The following is a 22,208-nucleotide window of genomic DNA, read 5'->3' as shown; positions in this document are numbered from 1 at the left end:
CGGCAGCGGCAGCGGCAGCGGCAGCGGCAGCGGCAGCGGCAGCGGCAGCGGCAGCACGAATACCGGACACCGGTCCGTTCGGCGCCGGACACGATCAGCGTTGCGGGAAGAGACGGCCGCGGAGAAGCTCCAGGACATGCGCGAACCGCTCCCCGTGGAGATCGCGACCGGTCAGCCGGATGAGGTGCAGCCCGGAGCGTTCGAAGAGACGTGCCCGATGTAGGTCGCGCTCGAAGGTCCTGCGGTCGCTGGAATGATGATCGCCCTCGTAATCGATGTAGCTGTTCGCATGCGGATACCCGAGGTCGGGGCGCGCGACCGTCCCGTCGCACAGCACGACCTCGTGCTGCACCACCGGCTCCGGCAGCCCCGCATCCACAAGACGGATCCGGGTGATCGTTTCCATCGGCGATTCGACCCCGCCCCTGGCCCTCTCGAATGCCGAACGCACCTTCGGCATGCCGGCGATGCGGGAGAAGGCTTTGAGGAATGCATCCACCAGATCGAGCCGGAGATAGGGCCGAACCGCGAAGCACAGCCCGTTGTATCGGTCCGAATCCGTCAGCAGCGCGTCCGCCAGCACCGTGGTCCACTCGAGATCGAGATATCTGCTCGCGGTCACGAGCGCGAGCATCGGCGACACGACAGGGATGCCCCGAAGTTCCAGACGTTGAAAGCAGTCGGGGCGGATCCTCCGGGTCCGCACGCCTTCGAGTTCGATTTTCGATCCCTCGTAGGTGGTGAGCACCTCCAGATCGACCTGTCGTTCCCTGTACCCGGCGGGCAGCGGCAACCCCCAGAGCTTCGCGGCAAGAAGTCCCGAGACCGCGTGGCCTTCCGGCAGCGCGAGCCCGAGTGCGTACGCGCGCTCCTCGTCGCTCTTCGGCCGGAAGACCGTCCGGACGCCGTGATACGGGCGATGCAGGTCACCCGCGTCGAGCCGCGACCGGCTCACGCCGAGTTGACGCGCCTCAGCGCAGGTGAATCCGGCTTTTCGCAGCGCCTGCGGCAACGGGGTGGGGCTTCGCATGCGTGCACGATAGGGCGGCGTTGCGTACTCCGTATCCGACCAGCCGATATCTGTGGAGAACAGCCGCCATCGCGCCGGTTGTGGACGAATCGCCGCCGATGCGCCGGATCGAGTCGATTCCTTCCGCACGCGCTTCCTTACGCCCCCTTTCCCTCCGGACGCCGCATGCGTCGACGAGGACATATCCCCTTCTTCTCCCCGCCTCCCCCTCGAACTGCGATTCCTCTCCGGCAGCCCTCTCTCCGGATATGAGACATATGCCGATGTGAGGGATATGCAGGGTTAGACCGCCGCGAACCCATCGATTGCCTCACATCCGCAGGCGAAACGCGCGTTTCCCTCACATCCGGGCCGAAGTGCGCATTTGCCTCGCATCCGCGGGTGAGAGCGGCATTTCCCTGACATCCGCGGGTGAAAGGGGCGATTGCCTCATATCCGCATCGGAGAGAAAGGGCACTTCCCGACGGTGAGCGCCTCCTCCGGGCAGACGATGTCTGCTCATCGCAAGGCTCCTTCTCGCGGGGGTGGGTTTCCTCGCGGTAGGGCCGACCTCCTCACGACAGGGATGGGTCTCCTCGCGGTAAGGTCGGCCTCCTCACGACAGAGCCCCTCTCCTCACGACAGAGCCCCTCTTCTCACGACAGGGCCTCTCTTCGCACGACAGGGCCCGTCTCCGCACCGCAAGGCCGGCCCCTCACGGCGGGGCCGACCTCCTCATCGTGGGCGGGGCTGTCTACCGGTGGGGCGCGAAGCGAGGGCCTACGGACGGCGGCGTTCTCACGGCATCACGCGTCCCCGAACAACCAGTACCGCGCGCAGCAACCATCGCGCGCAGAAATCGTCGCGCGCAGCAACGGCATCGAAGAACGGAACGGCGTCCAGGTGCAGAAACCGCGCCGCGGATACGAAACGGCTCCCGGCGCCGCATCCGGTGCCGGGAGCCGCGTTCGCAGGGGCTACGCGTGCTTGCGGATCGCCTCGACGAGGACGCCGAGGCCGTCCTCGAGCAGCTCGTCGCTGATGACGAGCGGCGGGAGGAAGCGCACGACGTTGCCGTAGGTGCCGCAGGTCAGGAAGAGGACGCCCTGCGCGAGCGCGTCGGCGACCACCTTCTTGACGAGCTCGGGGTTCGGGGTCTTGTCCGCGCCCGTCACGAGCTCGACGGCCATCATCGCGCCGCGGCCGCGCACCTCGCCGACCACGTCGAGCTCGGCGACGAGCGGCTCGAGGATCTCGCGGATCTTCTGCTCGATGCGGAGCGCCTCGTCGCGGAGGTGCTCCTCCTCGTAGGCCTCGATGGTCGCGAGCGCGGCGGCGTTCGCGATCGGGTTGCCCGAGTAGGTGCCGCCGATGCCGCCGGGGTGCGAGGCGTCCATGATCTCGGCGCGGCCGATCACGGCCGACAGCGGCATGCCGCCCGCGATGCCCTTGGCGCTCGTGACGAGGTCGGGCTCGATGCCGTCCCACTCCGAGCAGAACCACTTGCCGGTGCGGCACATACCGGCCTGCACCTCGTCGGAGACGAAGACGATGCCGTTCTCGTGCGCGTACTCCACGAGCGCGGGCAGGAAGCCCTCGGCGGGGACGATGAAGCCGCCCTCGCCGACGAGCGGCTCAATGATGATCGCGGCGACGTTCTTCGCGCCGACCTGCTTGTCGATCATGTCGATGGTGCGGGCCGCCGCCTGGGCGCCGGTGAGGCCCTCGGCGTCGCGGTAGGGGTAGCTGAGCGGCGCGCGGTAGACCTCGGGGGCGAAGGGGCCGAAGCCGTCCTTGTAGGGCGCGTTCTTCGAGGTCATCGCCATCGTGAGGTTGGTGCGGCCGTGGAAGGCGTGCTCGAACACGACGATGGCGTTGCGGCCGGTGTGCTTGCGGGCGATCTTCACCGCGTTCTCGAGCGCCTCGGCGCCGGAGTTGAAGAGCACGGCCTTCTTGTCGAAGTCGCCGGGCGTGATCTCGGTCAGCTTCTGGCAGAGGTCGACGTAGTTCTCGTACGGCGCGGTGTTGATCTGCAGGTGGGTGTTCGCCGCGGCCGTCTCCTGGATGGCCTTGACGACCTTCGGGCTGCTGTTGCCGACGGTGGTCACGCCGATGCCGGAGCCGAAGTCGATGAACTGGTTGCCGTCGACGTCGCGCAGCACCGCGCCGTCGGCCTGCTCGATGTAGCTGGGGAGGGCGGAGCCGACCGACGCGCTGACGTACTTGGCGCGGCGCTCGGCGATCTCCTTCGACTTGGGGCCGGGGACCTCGGTGACGATCTGACGCTTCTGCTCGAGACGGAACTCCATCGCTCCTGCCTTTCTTTCTCGCTGCTCGCAGCCGGCTGGCTGTTCCGCGGCTAGCGTATGTTCGGCGGCCGCCGCCGGTGGATGTCGCCCCGCACTATCGCACAAGAAATTGTTGTGCAGTCGGCTAAGCCATACGCTGGACCCATGTCGATCTCCATCGCCAAGCTGCTTCAGGATCCGACCCTCGGCCTCCGCCTGCGCACCGGGCACGGGCCCGTGCTCCAGCAGCGCCTGGAGTGGGCGGCGGCGACCGAGTTCGCCGATCCCGGGCCGTTCCTCACGGGCGGCGAGCTCGTGCTCACCACGGGCATGCGGCTCCGCTCGGTCCGCGCCTGCCGTACCTTCGTGGACGCGGTCTCCCGCTCCGGCTCGCGCGGCATCGGCTTCGGCGTCGGCTTCACCCACGAGCGCATCCCCGAGGCGCTGCTCGACGAGGCCCGCCGCGCCGAGATCCCCGTGCTGGAGGTGCCCGTGGCCGTGACGTTCGCGATGGTCGCCAAGCGCGTGGCCGAGGCGAACGCATCCGAGCGGGTCGAGCGGGTCGAATCGCAGTACCGCCGCCGCGAGCGCCTCGTGGAGCTGCTCATGGGCGACGGCGGCCTGGAGTCGATGCTGCGGGCCCTGGGCCGCGAGACCGGCGCGCACGTGGCCGTCTCGGTGAACGGCGAGCTGCTCTCCGGCTCGCTCGAGATCGACGATCCCCGCATCACGGGCTGGGACGCGCTGCCCATCGCCCTCGGACCGGCGGGGCAGGCCACGCTCCACGCCTCCCGCCCCCGCCGCGACGACGAGCTGCTCAGCGCCTCGCGCACGCTCGTGGGCCTGCACCTGGCGCAGAGCTCGCGCCGGATGCGGGATGTGCGGATGCAGGCGGGCCAGGTGCTCGACGACCTGATCTCGGGGCGGCTCGCGCCGGAGGTGGTGGGGTCGCGGCTCGAGTCGATCGGGCTCGCCCCCAAGCGCAACTACCGGATGCTCGTGGTGTCGGGATCGGGCCCCCGCCGCGGCGATCTCGCGGCCGTGCCCCTGCCCGCCTCGCTCGCCGATACGGTGGCCACGGTGCTGGATCGCCGGCTCGCGGTCCTCGTCGACGCCGCCGGCCCCGAGCCGAAGGTCGCGGCCGAGGCGCTCATCGCCGCCACCCGCGCCGCCGGCATCCCGGCCCGCGTGGGCATCGGCGGCCCCTACCCCGGCACGCAGTCGCTGCGCTGGAGCTGGTTCGAGGCGCGCGACGCCCTCGACCGCCTCGGCGAGGGCGAGGAGATCGGCGAGGCCCCGCGCCTCTCGATCGCGGCGCTCATCCTCGGCACCTCGGACGCCCCCGTGGCCGAGCTCGCCGAGGAGATCGTCGGGCCGATCGAGCAGCACGACCGCGAGCACGGCACGAGCCTCGTCGCGACGCTGGACGCCTATCTCGCGAACTCCGGCGCCGCCGGCGAGGTGGCGGCCCGCCTCGGCACGCACCGGAACACGGTGCGCTACCGCATCGAGCAGATCGCGCAGATCACGGGATTCGACCCGCGCGTCATCCCGGACGCGGTGCAGCTCTCGCTCGCCCGCACCGCCCGCCGGCTCACGCGCCGCTGACCACACGGCGCGGACCCCACGGCCTGACGACAGATGCGTCGCAGTTCGTCGTCATCGGGCTGCGATAACGACGAACTGCGACGCATCTGTTCGCGGGAGCGCCCCCTAGGCCAGGCGGTGCAGCCAGCCGAACTCGTCGGGCTCGTCGCCGTTCTGGATGCCCGTGAGCTTCGCTCGGATGCGCATCGAGAACGAGTCGGCCGTGACCGGCGGGTTCTCGATCGTGAACTCGGGGTGCTTGAGCGTGCCGATGGGCGAGACCACCGCGGCGGTGCCCACGGCGATCGCCTCGGTGATGCGGCCGGCGGCGGCGCCCTCGCGCCACTCGTCGATCGTGACGGGGCGGCGCTCGGTCTTCACGCCCGCCGCGGCGCACAGCTGCAGCAGCGAGTCGTTCGTCACCGAGTCGAGGATCGAGTCCGATTCCGGGGTCACGACGGTGCCGTCCTCGTACACGAGCACGATGTTCATGCCGCCGAGCTCCTCGACGAACTTCTCGCTGCACGCGTCGAGGAACAGCACCTGCTCGCAGCCGTTCGCCGCGGCGGTGAGCTGCGGCAGCAGCGATGCGGCGTAGTTGCCGCCGCACTTCGCGGAGCCCGTGCCGCCGCGGCCGGCGCGCGAGTACTCGGTCTCGAGCCAGATGTCCACGGGCCGGGTCGGGTCGCTGAAGTACGCGCCCGCGGGCGAGGCGATCAGCATGTAGGTGACGGTCTCCGCCGCGCGCACGCCGAGGAAGTCCTCGTTCGCGATCATGAAGGGGCGCAGGTAGAGCGACTTGTCCTCGCCGTGGGCGGGCACCCACTGCTCGTCCACGCGCACGAGCTGCTCGAGCGACTCCACGAACAGCTCGACGGGCAGCTCGGGCAGCGCGAGGCGGTGCGCCGAGTGCTGCAGCCGCTTGGCGTTCTTCTCGGGGCGGAAGGTGTGCACCGAGCCGTCCTCGTGCCGATAGGCCTTGAGCCCCTCGAAGACCTCCTGGCCGTAGTGGAAGATCGCGTTCGCGGGGTTGAGCGAGAGCGGCCCGTAGGGGACGACGCGCGCGTTCCGCCAGCCGCCGTCGACGGTCCAGTCGATCATGACCATGTGGTCGGTGAACCGCACCCCGAAGCCGGGGTTGGCCAGAATCTCCGCGCGCTCGGCGTCGGAGGTCGGGTTCTGGTTGTGCTCGATCGTGAATTCGAGCGGGGCGCGGTCGGTCATGAACTTTCCCTAACGGCTGGATGGGTGGATGGAGGACTCAGGACAGTCGGGCGAGGATCGCGTCGCCGATCTCGGCGGTGCTGCGGTCCGCGGCGCCGCTCTCGACGACATCCGCCTCGCAGGCGGCCTCGACACGGTCGGCGGCCTCGCCGAAGCCGAAGTGCCGCAGCAGGATGGCGGTGGAGAGGATCGCGGCGGTCGGGTTCGCCTTGCCGGTGCCGGCGATGTCCGGTGCCGAACCATGTACCGGTTCGAACATGCTCGGGAAGGTGCCGTCGGGGTTGATGTTGCCCGAGGCCGCCAGGCCGATTCCGCCCGTGACCGCTCCGGCGAGGTCCGTGATGATGTCACCGAACAGGTTATCAGTGACGATGACGTCGAACCGACCGGGGTCGGTCACGAAGAAGATCGTCGCGGCGTCGATGTGCAGGTAGTCGACCCGCACCTCGGGGTACTCGGCCGAGACCTCGTCGACGATGCGGTTCCACAGCACGCCCGCGTTGACGAGCACGTTCTTCTTGTGCACGAGCGTGAGGCGCCTGTCGCGGGTCATCGCGAGCTCGAAGGCGTAGCGCACCGTGCGCTCGACGCCGTAGGCGGTGTTGACCGAGACCTCGGTCGCGATCTCCTGCGGGGTTCCGGCGCGCACGGCCCCGCCGTTGCCGGTGTAGGAGCCCTCGGTGCCCTCGCGGACCACGACGAAGTCGATCTCGCCGGGGTTCGCGAGCGGGCTCGTCGTGTTCGGCCACAGCCGGGACGGGCGCAGGTTGATGTAGTGGTCGAAGGCGAAGCGGAGCTTGAGCAGCAGGCCGCGCTCGATGATGCCGCCCGCGAGTCGCGGATCCGCGGGGTCCCCGCCCACCGCGCCGAGCAGGATGGCGTCGTGCTTCGCGAGCTTCTCGAGCGACTCGTCGGAGAGGATCTCGCCGGTCTCGAGCAGGTGCCGCGCGCTGAACGGGTACTCCGTCTCGCTCAGGGTCACGCCGGCGGGCAGCGCCGCCCGGAGCACCTTGCGCGCCTCCGCGATCACCTCCGGCCCGATTCCGTCGCCCTCGATCACCGCAAGATCAATGTTGTCGCGCACGCCGTCGCTTCCTCTCCTCGAGTCGGTCGGTACCCGTTCAGCCTAGTCCTCCGCACCCCGCCGCACGACTCGGAGGAGGGACGGGATGCGCGATCCCGTCCCTCCCCGCGGCCTCGCCGATCGAGGCGCTCCGCCCCTAGTAGACGATGCCGAACACCCAGGTCAGCAGCGTCACGGCGGTGATGGTGATGAGCACGATGCCGATCAGGTTGAGCAGGAATCCGCCTCGCACCATCTGCGGAATGGTCACGTATCCGGAGCCGTACGCCACGGCGTTCGGCGGCGTCGCCACCGGCAGCATGAACGCGCAGGTCGCCGCGAGCGCCACCGGCGCGGCGAAGAGCAGCGGGTCGACGCCCATCCCCAGCGCGATCCCGGCCGAGACGGGCACGAACGTGGCCGCGGTGGCGGTGTTCGAGGTCAGCTCGGTGAGGAAGAGGATCGCCGTCGCGAGGATCGCGATGACGAGGATCATCGGGATGCCCGCCATTCCCGCGGCGAACTCGCCGATGGCCTCCGTGAGGCCCGAATCCGAGAACTGGGCCGAGAGCGCCAGCCCGCCGCCGAACAGCAGCAGCACGTCCCAGGGGAGCTCCTTCGCGCTCTTCCAGTCGAGCAGCTTCACCCCGCGGTTGGCGCCCGCAGGCGTGAGGAACAGGATCACGCCGGCGAGGATCGCGATGCCCGCATCCGAGATCCACGGCTCGACGTCCAGCGCCGATGCGACGAGCGGAATCGTGATCCACGCCGTCGCGGTGGCCGCGAAGACGATCAGCACGAGCCATTCGCCCCGCGACATCCTCCCCAGCTTCGCCAGCTCGCTGCGGATGAGCTCGCCGCCGCCCGGGATCTCGTCCATCTCGGGCTTGAAGATCACCTTGACCAGCAGCCACCAGGCGATGAAGAGGAAGACGACCGACAGCGGGACGCCGACGATCATCCACTCGCCGAAGCCGATGGTGAAATCGAAGTTCTGGCTCATGTAGCCGGCGAGGAACGCGTTCGGCGGTGTGCCGATCAGCGTGCCCAGCGACCCCAACGAGGCCGCATACGCGATGCCGAGCATGAGCGCGGTGCCGAAGTTCGATTTGATGGCCGCACCGATATCGACGGCCGCGGACTCTTCCCGGGTCGTCGACCCGCGCTCCGCATCCGGGCTCTGCCCCGTCACCTGATGCACGAGCGCGAGCACCGACATCCCGATCGGGAGCATCATGACTGCGGTCGCCGTATTCGACACCCACATCGAGAGGAAGCCGGTCGCGATCATGAAGCCGCCGATCATGGCGCCCGGCTTGTTCGGCATCACCCTGAGGACGAGCAGCGCGATGCGACGGTGCAGGTTCCAGCGCTGCATCGACAGGGCGAGGAGGAATCCGCCGAGGAAGAGGAAGATGACGTTGTTGCCGTACGAGGCGCCGACGCTGTCGAAGCCGATCCTCACCAGTTCGCCCTCCTCGTCCGGCAGCGCCTCCGAGAGCGTGGGGAAGATCACGAGCGGCATGAGCGCGGTCGCGGGGATCGGCAGCGCCTCGCTCATCCACCAGCACGCCATGAGCAGCGCGGTCGCCGCGGTCAGCCGAGCGTTATGCGGCATCTCCTGCGGCAGGAGGAAGAACGCGGCCAGCGCGAGCACGAGGCCGAGCGCGAATCCGATCCAGCGGGTGGTATTGGACCGTTTGGTGATGCCCGGTGCGCGCTCTCCCGGGGATTGGAAGTCGATCTCGCGACCCCTGTTCGGGTCGGGCTTGAGTTTCTGCAGGTAGTCGGGAACTTTGGGCTCGGACATGTCGCCTCCGTTGTTCGAATGCATGCCGGTATCCGTGATCCGGGTCGTCCGCCCTTCGTCGGGCTGCGACCGCGGTGCTGACAATCTACCGAGTTTGGAAGCTCTTCGCTCGCTTCTCGCAGCGGCGCATTCCGAGTTATTCCCGATCCGACTGGAAAACGACGGTGGCGCGGTGCCTCGGCACCGCGCCACTCGATACGGGGACGTATTCGGACGGACCCTAGCGGGCGGCCGAGCCGTCGGTGTAGTCCGCGTCGGTCTGCTGCCACGCGAACAGCTTGCGGAGCTCCTGACCGGTCTTCTCGATCGGGTGCGCCTCCTGCTCGTCGCGGAGCTTCTTGAACTCGGGCGCGCCGGCGTCCTGATCGTCGATGAAGCGCTTCGCGAAGGCGCCCGACTGGATGTCCGCGAGGACGGCCTTCATGTTCTCCTTGACGTGCTCGTCGACCACGCGGGGGCCCGAGACGTAGTCGCCGAACTCGGCGGTGTCCGACACGCTCCAGCGCTGCTTGGTGATGCCGCCCTCCCAGATGAGGTCGACGATGAGCTTGAGCTCGTGGAGCACCTCGAAATAGGCGATCTCGGGCTGGTAGCCGGCCTCGGTGAGGACCTCGAAGCCCTGCTGGATGAGGCGCGAGGTGCCGCCGCAGAGCACGGCCTGCTCGCCGAACAGGTCGGTCTCGGTCTCCTCGGTGAAGGTGGTCTTGATGCCGCCGGCGCGGAGGCCGCCGACCGCGGAGGCGTAGCTCCACGCGGTGTCCCATGCGCTGCCCGAGGCGTCCACCTCGACGGCGGCGATGACGGGGACGCCGCGGCCGGCCTCGTACTCGCGGCGGACCGTGTGGCCCGGGCCCTTGGGGGCGATCATGATCACGTCGACACCCTCGGGCGCGGTGATGTAGCCGAAGCGGATGTTGAAGCCGTGCGCGAAGGCGATCGTCTTGCCCGGCGTCAGGTGCGGCTCGATGTCGTTCGCGAACAGCGCGCGCTGGCTCTGATCCGGCGCGAGGATCATGATGAGGTCGGCCCACTCCGCGGCGTCCGCGTTGTTCTTGACCTCGAATCCGGCCTCCTTGGCCTTCTCGGCCGACTTGGACCCGTCGCGGAGCGCGATGACGACCTCAACCCCGGAGTCGCGGAGGTTCTGGGCGTGGGCGTGGCCCTGCGAGCCGTAGCCGACGACGGCCACCTTCTTGCCCTGGATGATCGAGAGGTCGGCGTCCTTGTCGTAGAAGATCTCAGCCATATTGGGTGTGTGCTCCTTAGAGAGTGTGATTGCGGAGTTGGTTGATGGTGGTTAGCGGTAGACGCGCTCGGTGATGGACTTCGGCCCGCGCCCGATGGCGATGAGGCCCGACTGCACCATCTCCCGGATGCCGTACGGCTCGAGGATACGGAGCAGCGCCCGGACTTTGCCCGAGTCCCCCGTCGCCTCGATCACGAGCGAGTCGTTCGCGACGTCGACGATGCGGGCGCGGAACAGGTTCACGGCCTCGATGACCTCGGAGCGCGTCTGCTTGTCCACGCGCACCTTGATGAGCACGTGCTCGCGCTCCACCGCGGACTCGGGGCTGAGCTCCACGATCTTGATGACGTTGACGAGCTTGTTGAGCTGCTTGGTCACCTGCTCGAGCGGGAAGTCCTCGACGTCCACGACCACCGTCATGCGCGAGAGTCCCTCGATCTCCGAGCTGCCGACCGCGAGCGAGTCGATGTTGTAGCCGCGGCGCGAGAAGAGCCCCGAGACGCGCGCGAGGAGGCCGGGCTTGTCCTCGACCAGCAGCGACAGGATGTGCTTCGACATGTGTGCTTACTCCCCCTCGTAGGCGGGGCTCGCGTCCCGCGCGTAGTTGATGAAGCTGTTCGAGACGCCCTGGGGGACCATCGGCCACACCATGGCGTCGGCCGAGACCACGAAGTCGATCACGACGGGGCGGTCGTTGCAGGCGAGCGCCTGCTCGATCGCCGCGTCGATCTCGTCCTCGCGCTCGACGCGGATGCCGAGGGCGCCGTAGGCGTCGGCGAGCTTCACGAAATCGGGCACGCGGACCGTGTCGTGGCCCGTGTTGAGATCGGTGTTCGAGTAGCGGCCGTCGTAGAAGAGCGTCTGCCACTGGCGCACCATGCCGAGCGAGGAGTTGTTGATCACCGCGATCTTGATCGGGATGTTCTCCAGCACGCAGGTCGCGATCTCCTGGTTGGTCATCTGGAAGCAGCCGTCGCCGTCGATCGCCCACACGACGCGGTCGGGCTGCGCCACCTGCGCGCCCATCGCGGCGGGGACCGAGTAGCCCATCGTGCCGGCGCCGCCCGAGTTGAGGAAGGTGTTCGGGTGGTTGAGCTCGAGGAACTGCGCCGACCACATCTGGTGCTGGCCCACGCCCGCCGCGTAGATGGCGTCGTCGGGGCTCAGCGCGCTGATGCGCTCGATGATGTGCTGCGGGGCGAGCAGGCCGTCGGTGGTGGGCGCGTAGCCGCGCGGGAACTCGGCGCGGAGCCCGTCGAGGTACTCCCACCAGGGCCCGAGGTCGGCCTTCTCGGCGTCCTGCCGGTCGCGCAGCGCGCGGTTCACGTCGGCGAGGACCTCCTTCGCGTCGCCCACGATCGGCACGTCGGCCGTGCGGATCTTGGAGATCTCGGCCGGGTCGATGTCGATGTGCACGACCTTCGCGTTCTGCGCGAACAGGTCGGCCTTGCCGGTGACGCGGTCGTCGAACCGGGCGCCGATCGTGAACAGCAGGTCGGCCTCCTGCAGCGCGAGCACGGCGGGCACCGTGCCGTGCATGCCGGGCATCCCGAGCATCTGCTCGTGCGAGTCCGGGAACGCGCCGCGGGCCATGAGCGTGGTGACCACGGGCGCGCCCGAGAGCTCCGCGAGCTCGAGGAGCTCGGGCGAGGCCTCGGCGCGGATGATGCCGCCGCCGGCGTAGATCACGGGCTTCTTCGCCTGGTTGAGCATCTCGCACGCGGCGAGGATCTGCTTGCCGTGCGCCTTCGTGATCGGGCGGTAGCCGGGCAGGTCGAGCTTGACGGGCCACGTGAACTCGAACTCGTTCTGCTGCGCGTCCTTCGTGATGTCGACGAGCACGGGGCCGGGACGGCCCGTGGACGCGAGGTGGTACGCGCTGGCGATCGCCTGCGGGATGTCCTCCGCGCGGCTCACGAGGAAGGAGTGCTTCGAGATCGGCATCGTGATGCCCACGATGTCCGCCTCCTGGAACGCATCCGTGCCCATGAGGGTCGAGAAGACCTGGCCGGTGATCGCGAGCATCGGCACGGAGTCCATGTGCGCGTCCGCGATCGCGGTGACGAGGTTCGTGGCGCCGGGGCCGGAGGTGGCGATGCACACGCCGACTCCGCCGGAGGCGACCGCGTAGGCCTCGGCCGCGTGGCCGGCGCCCTGCTCGTGCCGCACGAGGATGTGGTTGAGCTTCTCCGCGCCGTGGATGGCGTCGTAGGCGGGCAGGATCGCGCCGCCGGGGAGGCCGAAGACATCGGTGACGCCGAGCAGCTCGAGCGTGCGGACGACCGCCTGCGCTCCGGTCATGCGTTCGGGGGCGATGCTTTCCGCGGGCGCGCTCGCGCCGGCGGACCGTGGTGTTTCACGTGACATTGATTGGTCAATCCCTCAAGGTATGAGTCGGTGGGGCCAAGCGATGCAGACTGCTTAGCCGGTGATGGCGCCCTCGGACGCGGACTTGACGAGCTTCGCGTATTTTGCGAGCACGCCGCGCGTGTAGCGGGGAGGGAGCGGTGCCCAGCCTTCACGGCGGGCTGCGAGCTCCGACTCGTCGACGAGTAGGTCGAGAGTGCGGGCTGCGATATCGACCCGAATGAGATCTCCGTCGCGGACGAAGGCGATGGGACCGGCGTCCACTGCTTCTGGTGCGACGTGGCCAATGCACAGGCCGGTTGTGCCGCCTGAGAATCGACCGTCAGTCAACAATAGTACATCCTTGCCGAGCCCCGCTCCCTTGATCGCGCCCGTGATCGCGAGCATCTCGCGCATCCCGGGCCCGCCCTTCGGACCCTCGTACCGGATGACGACCACGTCCCCGGAGGAGATCTCGCCGCGGGTCAGCGCGTCCATCGCCTCGCGCTCGCGCTCGAAGACCCGCGCGGGGCCCTCGAACACGTCGAGGTCGAAGCCGGCCGACTTCACCACCGCGCCCTGCGGCGCGAGCGAGCCGGAGAGGATCGAGATGCCGCCCGTCTCGTGGATCGGGTTGTCGATCGTGTGGACGATCTCGCCGTCGAGCGGCTCGGGGGCCAGCTCCTCGAGGTTCTCGGCGACCGTCTTGCCGGTGCAGGTGAGGGCGTCGCCGTGGAGCATGCCCGCGTCCAGCAGCGCCTTCATCACCACGGGGATGCCGCCCACGTGGTCGAGGTCGTTCATGACGTACTGGCCGAAGGGCTTCATGTCCGCCAGGTGCGGCACCTTGTCAGCGATGCGGTTGAAGTCGTCGAGCGTGAGGTCGACCTCGGCCTCGCGCGCGATGGCGAGCAGGTGCAGGACGGCGTTGGTCGAGCCGCCCATGCACATCACCACGGCGATGGCGTTCTCGAACGCCTTCTTCGTGAGGATGTGCTCGGTCGTGATGCCCCGGCGCAGCAGTTCGACGACGGCCTCGCCGGACTTGTGCGCGTAGTAGTCGCGGCGGCGGTCGGCGGAGGCCGGCGCGGCGGAGCCGGGCAGGGACATGCCGAGCGCCTCGGCGACCGAGGCCATCGTGTTCGCGGTGTAGAAGCCGCCGCAGGCGCCCTCGCCCGGGCAGATGGCCTCCTCGATGCGCTTGCGGTCCTCCTCGGTCATGAGCCCGGCCTTGCAGGCGCCGACGGCCTCGAACGCGTCGATGACCGTCACGTTCTCTTTGACCGTGCCGTCGCTGAGGCGCACGTAGCCGGGCATGATCGAGCCGGCGTAGAGGAACACGCTGGAGAGCTTGAGCCGGGCGGCGGCCATGAGCATGCCGGGCAGCGACTTGTCGCAGCCCGCGAGCAGCACGGAGCCGTCGAGCCGCTCCGCCTCCATGACGACCTCGACCGAGTCGGCGATCACCTCGCGCGAGACGAGCGAGAAGTGCATGCCCTCGTGGCCCATCGAGATGCCGTCGGAGACCGATACGGTGCCGAACTGCAGCGGGTATCCGCCGCCGGCGTGCACGCCCTCCTTGCAGCCCTGCGCGAGCCGGTCGAGGCTCAGGTTGCAGGGCGTGATCTCGTTCCACGAGCTCGCGATACCGATCTGGGGCTTGGCCCAGTCGTCGTCGCCCATGCCGACGGCGCGGAGCATGCCGCGCGAGGCGGTGGCTTCGATGCCGTCGGTGACGGCACGGGATTTCGGCTTGGTATCGATGTCGTGCTCACGCATGACCCCATCCTACGCACGAATCGACCGGCTACAAGGAGACCGATCCGGGCGACTCCGGGTCGATGTCGCGCTTCGTCTGCGCCTCCATCTCGTCGCGCTCGAGCGTTTCGGCACCCGGTCCCGAGTGCTCGCGCAGCCGCTGCCGCTCGCGGGCCTCGGCCCGCTCCTCGGCCCGCTGCGCGCGCTCGACCTCCGCCTCCAGCTCGTCCACGTGCAGCGGCACGTGCTCGTAGTGCTTCGAGCGGTAGCCGCCGCGGGCGAGGACCATGCCGGCCGCCGGGGTCGTGAGGAACTGGAACACGACGATCGGGATGAGGAAGAGCGTGGTCGTCCAGCCGGTCTGCTGGATCGCGAGCCCCACGAGGATGAAGAGCAGCCCGGCCGCCTGGGGCTTGGACTGCGCGTGCAGGCGGCCGATCATGTCGCTGAAGCGGAGCAGGCCGATGCCCGCGGAGAGCGAGAGCAGCGCGCCGAGCAGCACGAGCACGAGGGTCGCGAGGTCGAGCCATTGGTTGCCGCTCATCGGGTCCCCTCCTTCGTCCCGCCGTGCCCGTCGGCCTCGGCGCCGGCGATGTCCGCGGTCGTCTCCTCGTCGCCGGTCTTGTAGTTGCGGCGCGGCCGGTCGCGGGAGACGAAGCGGGCCACCGCCATGGTCCCGACCGAGGCGGTCATCGCGAGGCCGAGCACGAGCGGCAGCGTGGTCGTGTGCCCGCGGATGGCCATGTCCGCGCTGAGCGAGCAGATGAGCACGGTCGCGAGCGTGTCGGAGCCGACCATGCGGTCGACGATCGACGGCCCCCTGACGATGCGGATCGTCGCCATCAGCGCGGCGAGCGCCAGGCAGGCGACGATCGCCCAGATGAGGATCGAGAACAGCAGGTCCATCAGAGCTCGGCCTCCCATCCCTGCTCGAGCTCGCGGCGGATCTCCTCCGCGCGCGTCTCGAAGCGCCGCTGCGAGCGAGAGGCGAGCAGCGGCCGACGGCCCTGCGACCTGCGCTCCTTGTTGATGCGCCAGATGTCCTCTCTGCTGCCGAGGGCGAGCATGATGGCCTCCTCGATCTTGGCCGAGGCGCGACGCGCCTTCAGCACCTTCTCGTCGGTGGCGCCGTCCAGGATGTGCAGGTAGAGGACGCCGCGCAGGCGGTCCACCTCCACGACGACCGAGCCGGGGACGAGCATGTTCAGCTCCGCGGCCACGGTGATGAGCCAGTCGGAGTGCGTGCGGAGCTTCACCGCGATGATGGAGGCGGTGGGCACCGGCTGCGGGCGCACCGCGAGCCAGGCCATCTGGAACGAGGACTCCAGGAGCCACCACAGGAACCGCAGGAGCAGCACGATGCCCCAGCCGAGGTGGAAGCGGCCCGAGAGCACGACCGGCGGCAGGTAGAAGAAGCGCACGATGAGCAGCGAGAAGGCGATGCCCGTCACGAGCGAGATGAGGTCGAACTGCCCCCAGAGCATGTGCCAGAGCAGGATGAGCGCGACCAGCAGCGGCAGCTGCGTGAGCAGGCTCACGCCGGCCGGCTGGCGGTTCTGCTGCTTCTCGTTCACGGCTTGATCCCCTCCTCGTCCTGCACGCCGGAGACGTAGCCGGTCGGCGATCTGAGCTGCTCGGAGGCGTCGTCGGCGATGTCGATGATGGGGCCCGCGAACACCGTCATGGCGATCGTGATCGCCACCATCGCGGTGGTGGCGATGTTCATGAGCATCGAGTTGTCCTTCTGCTCCTCGACGACGTCGGCGCCGGGGGCCTCCTCGAGGTGCTCGGTGAGCTGCGAGTCGTGGTCCTCGATCTCCTCCTCCGAGCGCCAGAACCCGAGGTTCCACACGCGGATGAGCGCGTAGAGGGTGAGCAGGCTGGTGGCGGCTCCGACGCCGATCGCCACCCAGACGAGCGGCTGCGGCACCTGCAGCGTGGTGCCCTCGGCGCCCGCGACGAACAGGGCGATCTTGCCGATGAAGCCGGAGAACGGCGGGATGCCGCCGAGGTTGAGGAGCGGGATGAAGAACAGCACGGCCACGTAGGGCGCTCTCGCGAACATGCCGCCGAGGTGCGTGAGCGTGGAGGTGCCCGCGATGCGCTCGATGAGGCCCGTCACGAGGAAGAGCGTCGTCTGCACGAGGATGTGGTGCATGATGTAGTACACCGTCGCGGCCCAGCCGAGCTCGGTGCCGAGCGCGATGCCGAAGATCATGTAGCCGATATGGCTCACGAGGGTGAACGACAGCATCCTGCGGATGCCCGCCTGGGCGACGGCGCCGAGGATGCCCACGAGCATCGTGAATATCGAGACCACGATCAGCAGTATCGAGATGTCGTTGTCGGCGAACAGCAGCGACTCGGTGCGCAGGATGGCGTACACGCCGACCTTGGTGAGCAGGCCCGCGAACACCGCCGTCACCGGCGCGGGTGCCGAGGGGTACGAGTCGGGCAGCCAGAACGACAGCGGGAAGAGCGCCGCCTTGATGCCGAAGGCGATGAGCAGCATGAGGTGGATGAGCAGCTGCACGTTCTCGTCGACCTCGGGCATGCGCGTCGAGATCTCCGCCATGTTCACCGTGCCCACGGACGCGTAGACCATCGCGATCGACACGAGGAACAGGATGGAGGAGATGAGCGAGACCACGACGTACGTGACGCCCGCGCGGATGCGCGAGGCGGTGCCGCCGAGGGTGATGAGCACGAAGCTCGCGACGAGGAGGATCTCGAAGCCGACGTAGAGGTTGAAGAGGTCGCCCGCGATGAAGGCGTTGTACACGCCCGCGGCGAGCACCAGGTAGGTGGGGTAGAAGATCGAGACCGGCGTCTCCTCGTCCCCGTCCGCGGCGCCCTGCCCGATCGAGAACGCCATGACCGCGATGAGCACGACGCTCGTGACCAGCACGAGCAGCGCGGAGAGGCGGTCGACGACGAGCGAGATGCCGAACGGCGCGGCCCAGCCCCCGACCTGGATGACGAGCGCCTGGTCCTGGGTGTGCACCACGACGAGCAGCGCGATCGAGATCCCGAGCGCGAGCACCATGGTGATGCTCGCCAGGATGATCTGCAGGCGCTGCCTGCGCGCGGCGGTCAGCGTGATCGCGGCGCCGAGCAGCGGGACGAGGACGATCAGCGGCACGAGCCAGTTCATTCGCCCTCCTCCTTCTGCGGACTCCGGAGATCGTGCTCCCCGGTGTCGTCGATCTTCTCCATCTTGATGGCGCTCGGCACCGCGGCTTCGGCGGAGGTGCCGAACTCGGTGTCGGGCCCTTCGGCCTCCTCGAACACCTCGTCGTCGGCCTCGGGGTCGACGTGGCGCAGCGCCACCGACTCCTCGTCGTCGCTCACGGTGTCGGCGCGCACGAGCTTCCACGAGCGGTAGAGCAGCGCGAGCATGAAGGCGAGCGTCGCGAAGCCGATGACGATCGCGGTGAGGATGAAGGCCTGCGGCAGCGGGTCCGAGTAGTCGGTCAGCTCGCCGTCCTCCCCGACGAGCGGCGCGTCGCCGAAGTCGCCCGAGGTGAGGAAGATGAGCAGGTTGGTGCCGTTGCTGACGAGCAGCACGCCGAGGATCATCCGGGTGAAGCTGCGCTCGAGCAGGAGGTAGACGCCGCAGGCGAGCAGCACGACCACCCCGGCGAGCAGGACGATGTTGATGGTCATCGGTCGCTCCTCTCGACGTCGCCGTTCGCGGCGCGGTCGCGCCGCGGCGACTGCACGGGGATCTGCTTGGTCACGGGCTTGGCGGGCTCGAAGTTCCCGCGCACCTCCGCCTCGTCGAGCACCTGCTCGCTCATGCGCAGCGAGCCGGCGCGGGCCTCCTCCGCCTGCACGTCGAGTTCGCTGCCGAGCGAGCGGAGCACGTCGATGGCCAGGCCGATCACGATGAGGTAGACGCCGATGTCGAAGATCGTCGAGGTCACGAAGATGAGGTGCCCGACGCCCTCGATCTCCTGGTCGACCCAGAACGAGGTGAGCGGCGGGTGGCCGAAGAACATCGGCACGAGGGCCGTGCCGGCGGCGAGCACCATGCCGACGCCGAGCAGGAGGCCCGCGTCCACGCGCACCGCCTGGTCGAGCTCGTGGCGGCCGCCGGCCATGTAGCGCGCGGCGAGGGCGAGCGCTGCGACCACGCCGCCGGCGAAGCCTCCGCCCGGGTCGTTGTGCCCGGAGAACAGCAGGAAGAGCGAGGCGATGAATAGCGCGTGGAACACGAGCCGCACGACGACCTCGACGACGATCGAGCGGTGCTCGGGGGCGAGCGAGTGGCCGGCCAGCAGCCAGACGTGATGGGACTTGCTGTCCCGCAGCTCGGACGGCACGCGGCGCTGCTGGCGGCGCTTGGCCGAGGCCGCGATCGACTCGCGCATGGTCTGGCGGTCGGGGCGGCGGAAGAATCCTCCGCGGGGTGCGAGCGACTTGCTGCGGGGCCGCTGCGAGCCGCGCGCGTTGAGGTACACCAGGCTCGCGACGCCCGTCGCGGCGGCGATGAGCACCGAGAGCTCCCCCATCGTGTCCCAGCCCCGGATGTCGACCAGGGTGACGTTCACGATGTTGTGGCCGTGGCCGCCCTCCACCGCGAGCTCCGGGAAGGAGAGGTAGTCGGGCACCGCGATGCGCGCGCCCATGGCCACCACGAACACCGCGGCGATCGCGATGGCCACGGCGAAGGCGATGATCCAGCGCACCCACGAGCGGAGGTTGTGCTCGTGCGATTCGGAGTGCCGCGCGGGCAGCCGGCGCAGCACGAGCACGAACACGATGAGCGACAGCGTCTCGATGAGCGCCTGCGTGGTCGCGAGGTCGGGGGCGCCGGAGATCGCGAAGATCGCCGCCTGCGAGTAGCCCGTCACGCCGACGAGGATCACGCCCTGGAAGCGCTTGTTCGCCCTGGTGGTGGCGAACGCGGCGAGCGCGATGATGATCACGATCGCGAGCTGCACCCAGGTCCACTCGAAGCGCACGTCCCCCGCCGCCACGTCGCGCGCGACGAAGACGACCGCGACCGCCGCGGAGAGGACGAGCAGGATCGTCGCGAGGTACCCCGGCAGCGAGCCGCGCTGCGTCGAGGCCGTGAGCCTGGCGGCGATCGTGTCGGTGACGCGCAGCGAGAACCAGTAGCCGCGGGAGGACTCGATGATGTCCGGCACCCGCGCCTGGAATCGGGCGATCGGCTTGCGCCCGAGGAAGAGCAGGATGCCGAGGAGCAGCGTGAGCGCCGAGACCCCGAGCGCCGGCTCGAGGCCGTGCCAGATCGCCAGGTGGTAGGGGTGCTCCGGATCCAGCGCCGGCATCGAGTCGGCGTAGAGGGCGATGACCCGGTCGATCGCGCCCGCGAAGAAGGGGAACACGACGGTGGCGGCGACGAGCAGCACGGGCGAGACGAGCTCGACGGCGTGCTCCTTGGCGTCCTTGACGGCGTGGATGCCCGGCTTCTTGCCGAAGGCGCCGTGGAGGAAGCGGAGCGTGTAGCCCACGGTGAGGACCGAGCCGAGCGCGGTGCCGATGACCGCGACGAGGCCGAAGGCGTCGCCGTGCGCGGCCGCCTCGATGAAGGCGGAGAACACGCTCTCCTTCGCCACGAAGCCCCACAGCGGCGGGATGCCCGCCATCGAAGCCGCGGCGATGATCGTGGTGACGGCCAGCACGGGCGCCTTGCGGCCGAGCCCGCAGAGCTTGCGGATGTCGCGCGTGCCGGTGCGGTGGTCGATGATGCCGACGGCGAGGAAGAGCGTGGCCTTGAACAAGGCGTGGCCGACGACCATCGCCAGCGCCGCGAGCCCGGCGTCGCGGCCGCCGAATCCGGCGATCGCGGTCATGAACCCGAGCTGGGAGACCGTGCCGTAGGCGAGGATGAGCTTGAGGTCGAACTGCCGCAGCGAGCGCCACCCGCCCACGAGCATGGTCCAGGTGCCCACGATGATGAGCACCTCGCGGAAGCCGGGGACGTCGCCGAACTCGGGCATGAGCCGAAGGATGAGGTAGATGCCGGCCTTCACCATGGACGCCGCGTGCAGGTACGCGGAGACCGGGGTGGGCGCCGCCATGGCGCCGGGGAGCCAGAAGTGGAAGGGCACGAGGGCCGACTTCGATCCGGCTCCGACGAGGATGAGCATGAGCGCGGTGATGAGCGCCCCGCTCGGCTCGAGCCCCTGGCCGATGATCTGCGAGAACTCGGCGCTGCCGGCCAGCGAATGGAGCAGGACGAGGCCCACGAGCATCGCGAGCCCGCCGAAGGTGGTGACGAGCAGCGCCTGCATCGCCGAGGCCCTGGACGCGCGCCGGCTGGTGTAGTGGCCGATGAGGAGGTACGAGAAGATGCTCGTCCCCTCCCAGAAGACGAACATGAGGTACATGTTGTCGGCCGTGACGAGGCCGAACATCACGCCCGCGAAGGCGAGGAGCACGCCGGCGAACCGCCCGCGCCCCGACTCGTCCTTCTGGAAGTAGCCGGCGCAGTACACCAGCACGAGGGCCCCCACGACGGTGACGATCATGGCGAGCACCCAGCTGAGCGCATCGATCCGGAACGTCAGGTCCAGCCCGAGCAGGGGCAGCCATTCGATCTGCAGGGTCCAGGCTTCTCCGGCGAACACCGTCGGAGCGAGCGATGCGGTCCAGACGGCGGCGACCGCCGAGACCGCTGCGGCGACGTAGAACAGCGCGTTCCCCGGCAGACGCCGAAGAGCGGGCATCGCGCAACTCGCGACTCCGAAGAGTGCGAGAAGAACGATCATGCCCACGCACCTTCCTCACGACTCATTCAATACTTGCGACTTCAACATTCTAGTCGCACGGAGGGGCCTCCGAGGACGCCCGCGGAGCATTGACATGGGCCGGGGTTACGCTGAGGGCGATGATCAAGATAGGCATGAGCACCTCGTGCACGTTCCCCAAATCGCTCGACGCGTCGTTCAAGATCGCCAAGCGGGCCGGGTTCGACGGCATGGAGGTCATGGTGTCGACCGAGGACGCCACCCGGTCGGCTCCGGCGATGCGCGCGCTCATGCGCAAGCACGACCTGCCGGTGCTCGCGATCCACGCACCGGTGCTCTTCTACACGCAGTTCGTCTGGGGCACGAAGCCGGCGAAGAAGCTCGAGCGGACCGTGGAGCTCGCGTACGACGTGGGGGCGAGCTGCGTCGTCGTGCATCCGCCCTTCCGCTGGCAGGGGCGCTACGCGCTCAACTTCCTCCGCCTGGTCCGGCAGCTCGAGCGCACGACGGGTGTGACCGTCGCGGTCGAGAACATGTTCCCCTGGAACATCGGCGGCGGCAGCGGCCGGCAGGCCTATCTGCCGGGTATCGATCCGGTGGAGATGGACTGCGACTCGATCACCCTGGATTTCTCGCATGCCGCGCTCTCGGGCGACGACGCCCTCGAGATGGCCCGGGCCGCGGGCAGGCGTCTGAAGCACGTGCACCTCTGCGACGGGCAGGCGCCCGGCGGCGGCGCCAAGCTCTGGGACGAGCACCTGTTCCCCGGGCAGGGCGGGCAGCCGGTGGCGGAGACGCTGCAGTACCTCGACGACATCCGCTTCTCCGGCCACGTCGTGGCGGAGGTCAACACGCGCTCGGCGAAGAGCGAGACGGAGCGGCTGCGGATCCTGCGCAAGACGGCGGAGTTCGCGAGGCGGAATCTTCGGCAGAGCTGGTAGCGGCGCCGGCCATGCGCTCCGCACCGAGAAGCCCGCGTCGACGCGATGCCTCGTTAACCAAAAACGGGGGCTCGAAAGCCCCCTCTCTCTATTCTCCGAGTTCCGGTTCTACCCGACCCGGAAAAGCAAGTGAGGTGGGTACCCCACCGGGTACCCACCTCAACTTCATTCAAAAAGAGTCCGGCAGTGTCCTACTCTCCCACACAGTCCCCCATGC

17 protein-coding genes are annotated in these 22,208 nt (G+C 69.0%); 2 read left to right on the top strand and 15 right to left on the bottom strand.

Annotated features, from left to right (window positions below; all coding sequences use genetic code 11):
* Positions 1-94 precede the first annotated feature (94 nt).
* A complete protein-coding gene (locus FM112_RS10280) occupies positions 95-1,159 on the bottom strand; it encodes a hypothetical protein (protein ID WP_140400654.1) in 1,065 nt (354 codons plus the stop codon).
* An 827-nt stretch (positions 1,160-1,986) separates the two neighbouring features.
* Entirely contained in the window at positions 1,987-3,318 is a 1,332-nt protein-coding gene (gene gabT, locus FM112_RS10275; protein WP_087007173.1) for a 4-aminobutyrate--2-oxoglutarate transaminase, read from the bottom strand.
* A 144-nt stretch (positions 3,319-3,462) separates the two neighbouring features.
* Between gabT and FM112_RS10270 the strand changes: the two genes are divergently transcribed.
* Positions 3,463-4,905 (top strand): PucR family transcriptional regulator, encoded by a 1,443-nt coding sequence (locus FM112_RS10270; RefSeq protein ID WP_176386782.1) that lies wholly within the window; start codon positions 3,463-3,465, stop codon positions 4,903-4,905.
* A 105-nt stretch (positions 4,906-5,010) separates the two neighbouring features.
* Here FM112_RS10270 and FM112_RS10265 read toward each other — a convergent pair whose 3' ends face one another.
* From FM112_RS10265 to FM112_RS10205, 13 genes are all read right to left on the bottom strand, one after another.
* Positions 5,011-6,108 carry a branched-chain amino acid aminotransferase gene (locus tag FM112_RS10265; protein ID WP_087007169.1) on the bottom strand — a complete coding sequence of 366 codons (1,098 nt, stop codon included), beginning with the start codon at positions 6,106-6,108 and terminating at the stop codon, positions 5,011-5,013.
* A gap of 37 nt (positions 6,109-6,145) precedes the next feature.
* Entirely contained in the window at positions 6,146-7,192 is a 1,047-nt protein-coding gene (locus FM112_RS10260; protein WP_087007167.1) for a 3-isopropylmalate dehydrogenase, read from the bottom strand.
* A gap of 136 nt (positions 7,193-7,328) precedes the next feature.
* On the bottom strand, positions 7,329-8,981 hold the full coding sequence (locus FM112_RS10255; RefSeq protein WP_087007179.1) for a DASS family sodium-coupled anion symporter: 1,653 nt from the start codon (positions 8,979-8,981) through the stop codon (positions 7,329-7,331).
* A gap of 220 nt (positions 8,982-9,201) precedes the next feature.
* Positions 9,202-10,227 (bottom strand): ketol-acid reductoisomerase, encoded by a 1,026-nt coding sequence (ilvC, locus tag FM112_RS10250; protein ID WP_087007165.1) that lies wholly within the window; start codon positions 10,225-10,227, stop codon positions 9,202-9,204.
* Between the two features lie 51 nt (positions 10,228-10,278).
* Positions 10,279-10,785: an acetolactate synthase small subunit gene (ilvN, locus tag FM112_RS10245; protein WP_087007163.1), complete on the bottom strand. Its 507-nt coding sequence runs from the start codon at positions 10,783-10,785 to the stop codon at positions 10,279-10,281.
* Between the two features lie 6 nt (positions 10,786-10,791).
* On the bottom strand, positions 10,792-12,594 hold the full coding sequence (locus tag FM112_RS10240) for an acetolactate synthase large subunit (RefSeq protein ID WP_087007161.1): 1,803 nt from the start codon (positions 12,592-12,594) through the stop codon (positions 10,792-10,794).
* A 54-nt stretch (positions 12,595-12,648) separates the two neighbouring features.
* Positions 12,649-14,352, bottom strand: a complete 1,704-nt coding sequence (gene ilvD, locus FM112_RS10235) for a dihydroxy-acid dehydratase (RefSeq protein WP_087007159.1) — start codon at positions 14,350-14,352, stop codon at positions 12,649-12,651.
* Positions 14,353-14,380: 28 nt separating this feature from the next.
* Entirely contained in the window at positions 14,381-14,875 is a 495-nt protein-coding gene (mnhG, locus tag FM112_RS10230; RefSeq protein WP_087007157.1) for a monovalent cation/H(+) antiporter subunit G, read from the bottom strand.
* On the bottom strand, positions 14,872-15,237 hold the full coding sequence (locus FM112_RS10225) for a monovalent cation/H+ antiporter complex subunit F (RefSeq protein WP_087007156.1): 366 nt from the start codon (positions 15,235-15,237) through the stop codon (positions 14,872-14,874). Before FM112_RS10225 ends, mnhG begins: the two co-directional genes overlap by 4 nt.
* Positions 15,237-15,905 (bottom strand): Na+/H+ antiporter subunit E, encoded by a 669-nt coding sequence (locus FM112_RS10220; RefSeq protein WP_176386781.1) that lies wholly within the window; start codon positions 15,903-15,905, stop codon positions 15,237-15,239. Before FM112_RS10220 ends, FM112_RS10225 begins: the two co-directional genes overlap by 1 nt.
* A complete protein-coding gene (locus FM112_RS10215; protein ID WP_087007152.1) occupies positions 15,902-17,485 on the bottom strand; it encodes a Na+/H+ antiporter subunit D in 1,584 nt (527 codons plus the stop codon). The genes FM112_RS10220 and FM112_RS10215 overlap by 4 nt, the downstream gene beginning before the upstream one ends.
* Positions 17,482-17,997, bottom strand: coding sequence for a Na(+)/H(+) antiporter subunit C (locus FM112_RS10210; protein ID WP_087007151.1), 516 nt, complete (start codon positions 17,995-17,997; stop codon positions 17,482-17,484). Before FM112_RS10210 ends, FM112_RS10215 begins: the two co-directional genes overlap by 4 nt.
* Positions 17,994-21,071, bottom strand: coding sequence for a Na+/H+ antiporter subunit A (locus tag FM112_RS10205; RefSeq protein ID WP_087007149.1), 3,078 nt, complete (start codon positions 21,069-21,071; stop codon positions 17,994-17,996). Before FM112_RS10205 ends, FM112_RS10210 begins: the two co-directional genes overlap by 4 nt.
* Before the next feature lie 119 nt (positions 21,072-21,190).
* On the opposite strand from FM112_RS10205, the gene FM112_RS10200 reads away from it, so the two are divergent.
* Positions 21,191-21,991 carry a sugar phosphate isomerase/epimerase gene (locus FM112_RS10200; protein WP_087007147.1) on the top strand — a complete coding sequence of 267 codons (801 nt, stop codon included), beginning with the start codon at positions 21,191-21,193 and terminating at the stop codon, positions 21,989-21,991.
* The last annotated feature ends 217 nt before the right edge of the window (positions 21,992-22,208 follow it).

Origin of the sequence: Gulosibacter sp. 10 (assembly GCF_900163695.1) — a bacterium.
In the GTDB taxonomy this organism is placed as follows: Bacteria; Actinomycetota; Actinomycetes; order Actinomycetales; family Microbacteriaceae; genus Gulosibacter.
This window is presented reverse-complemented; position numbering and strand designations above follow the sequence as displayed.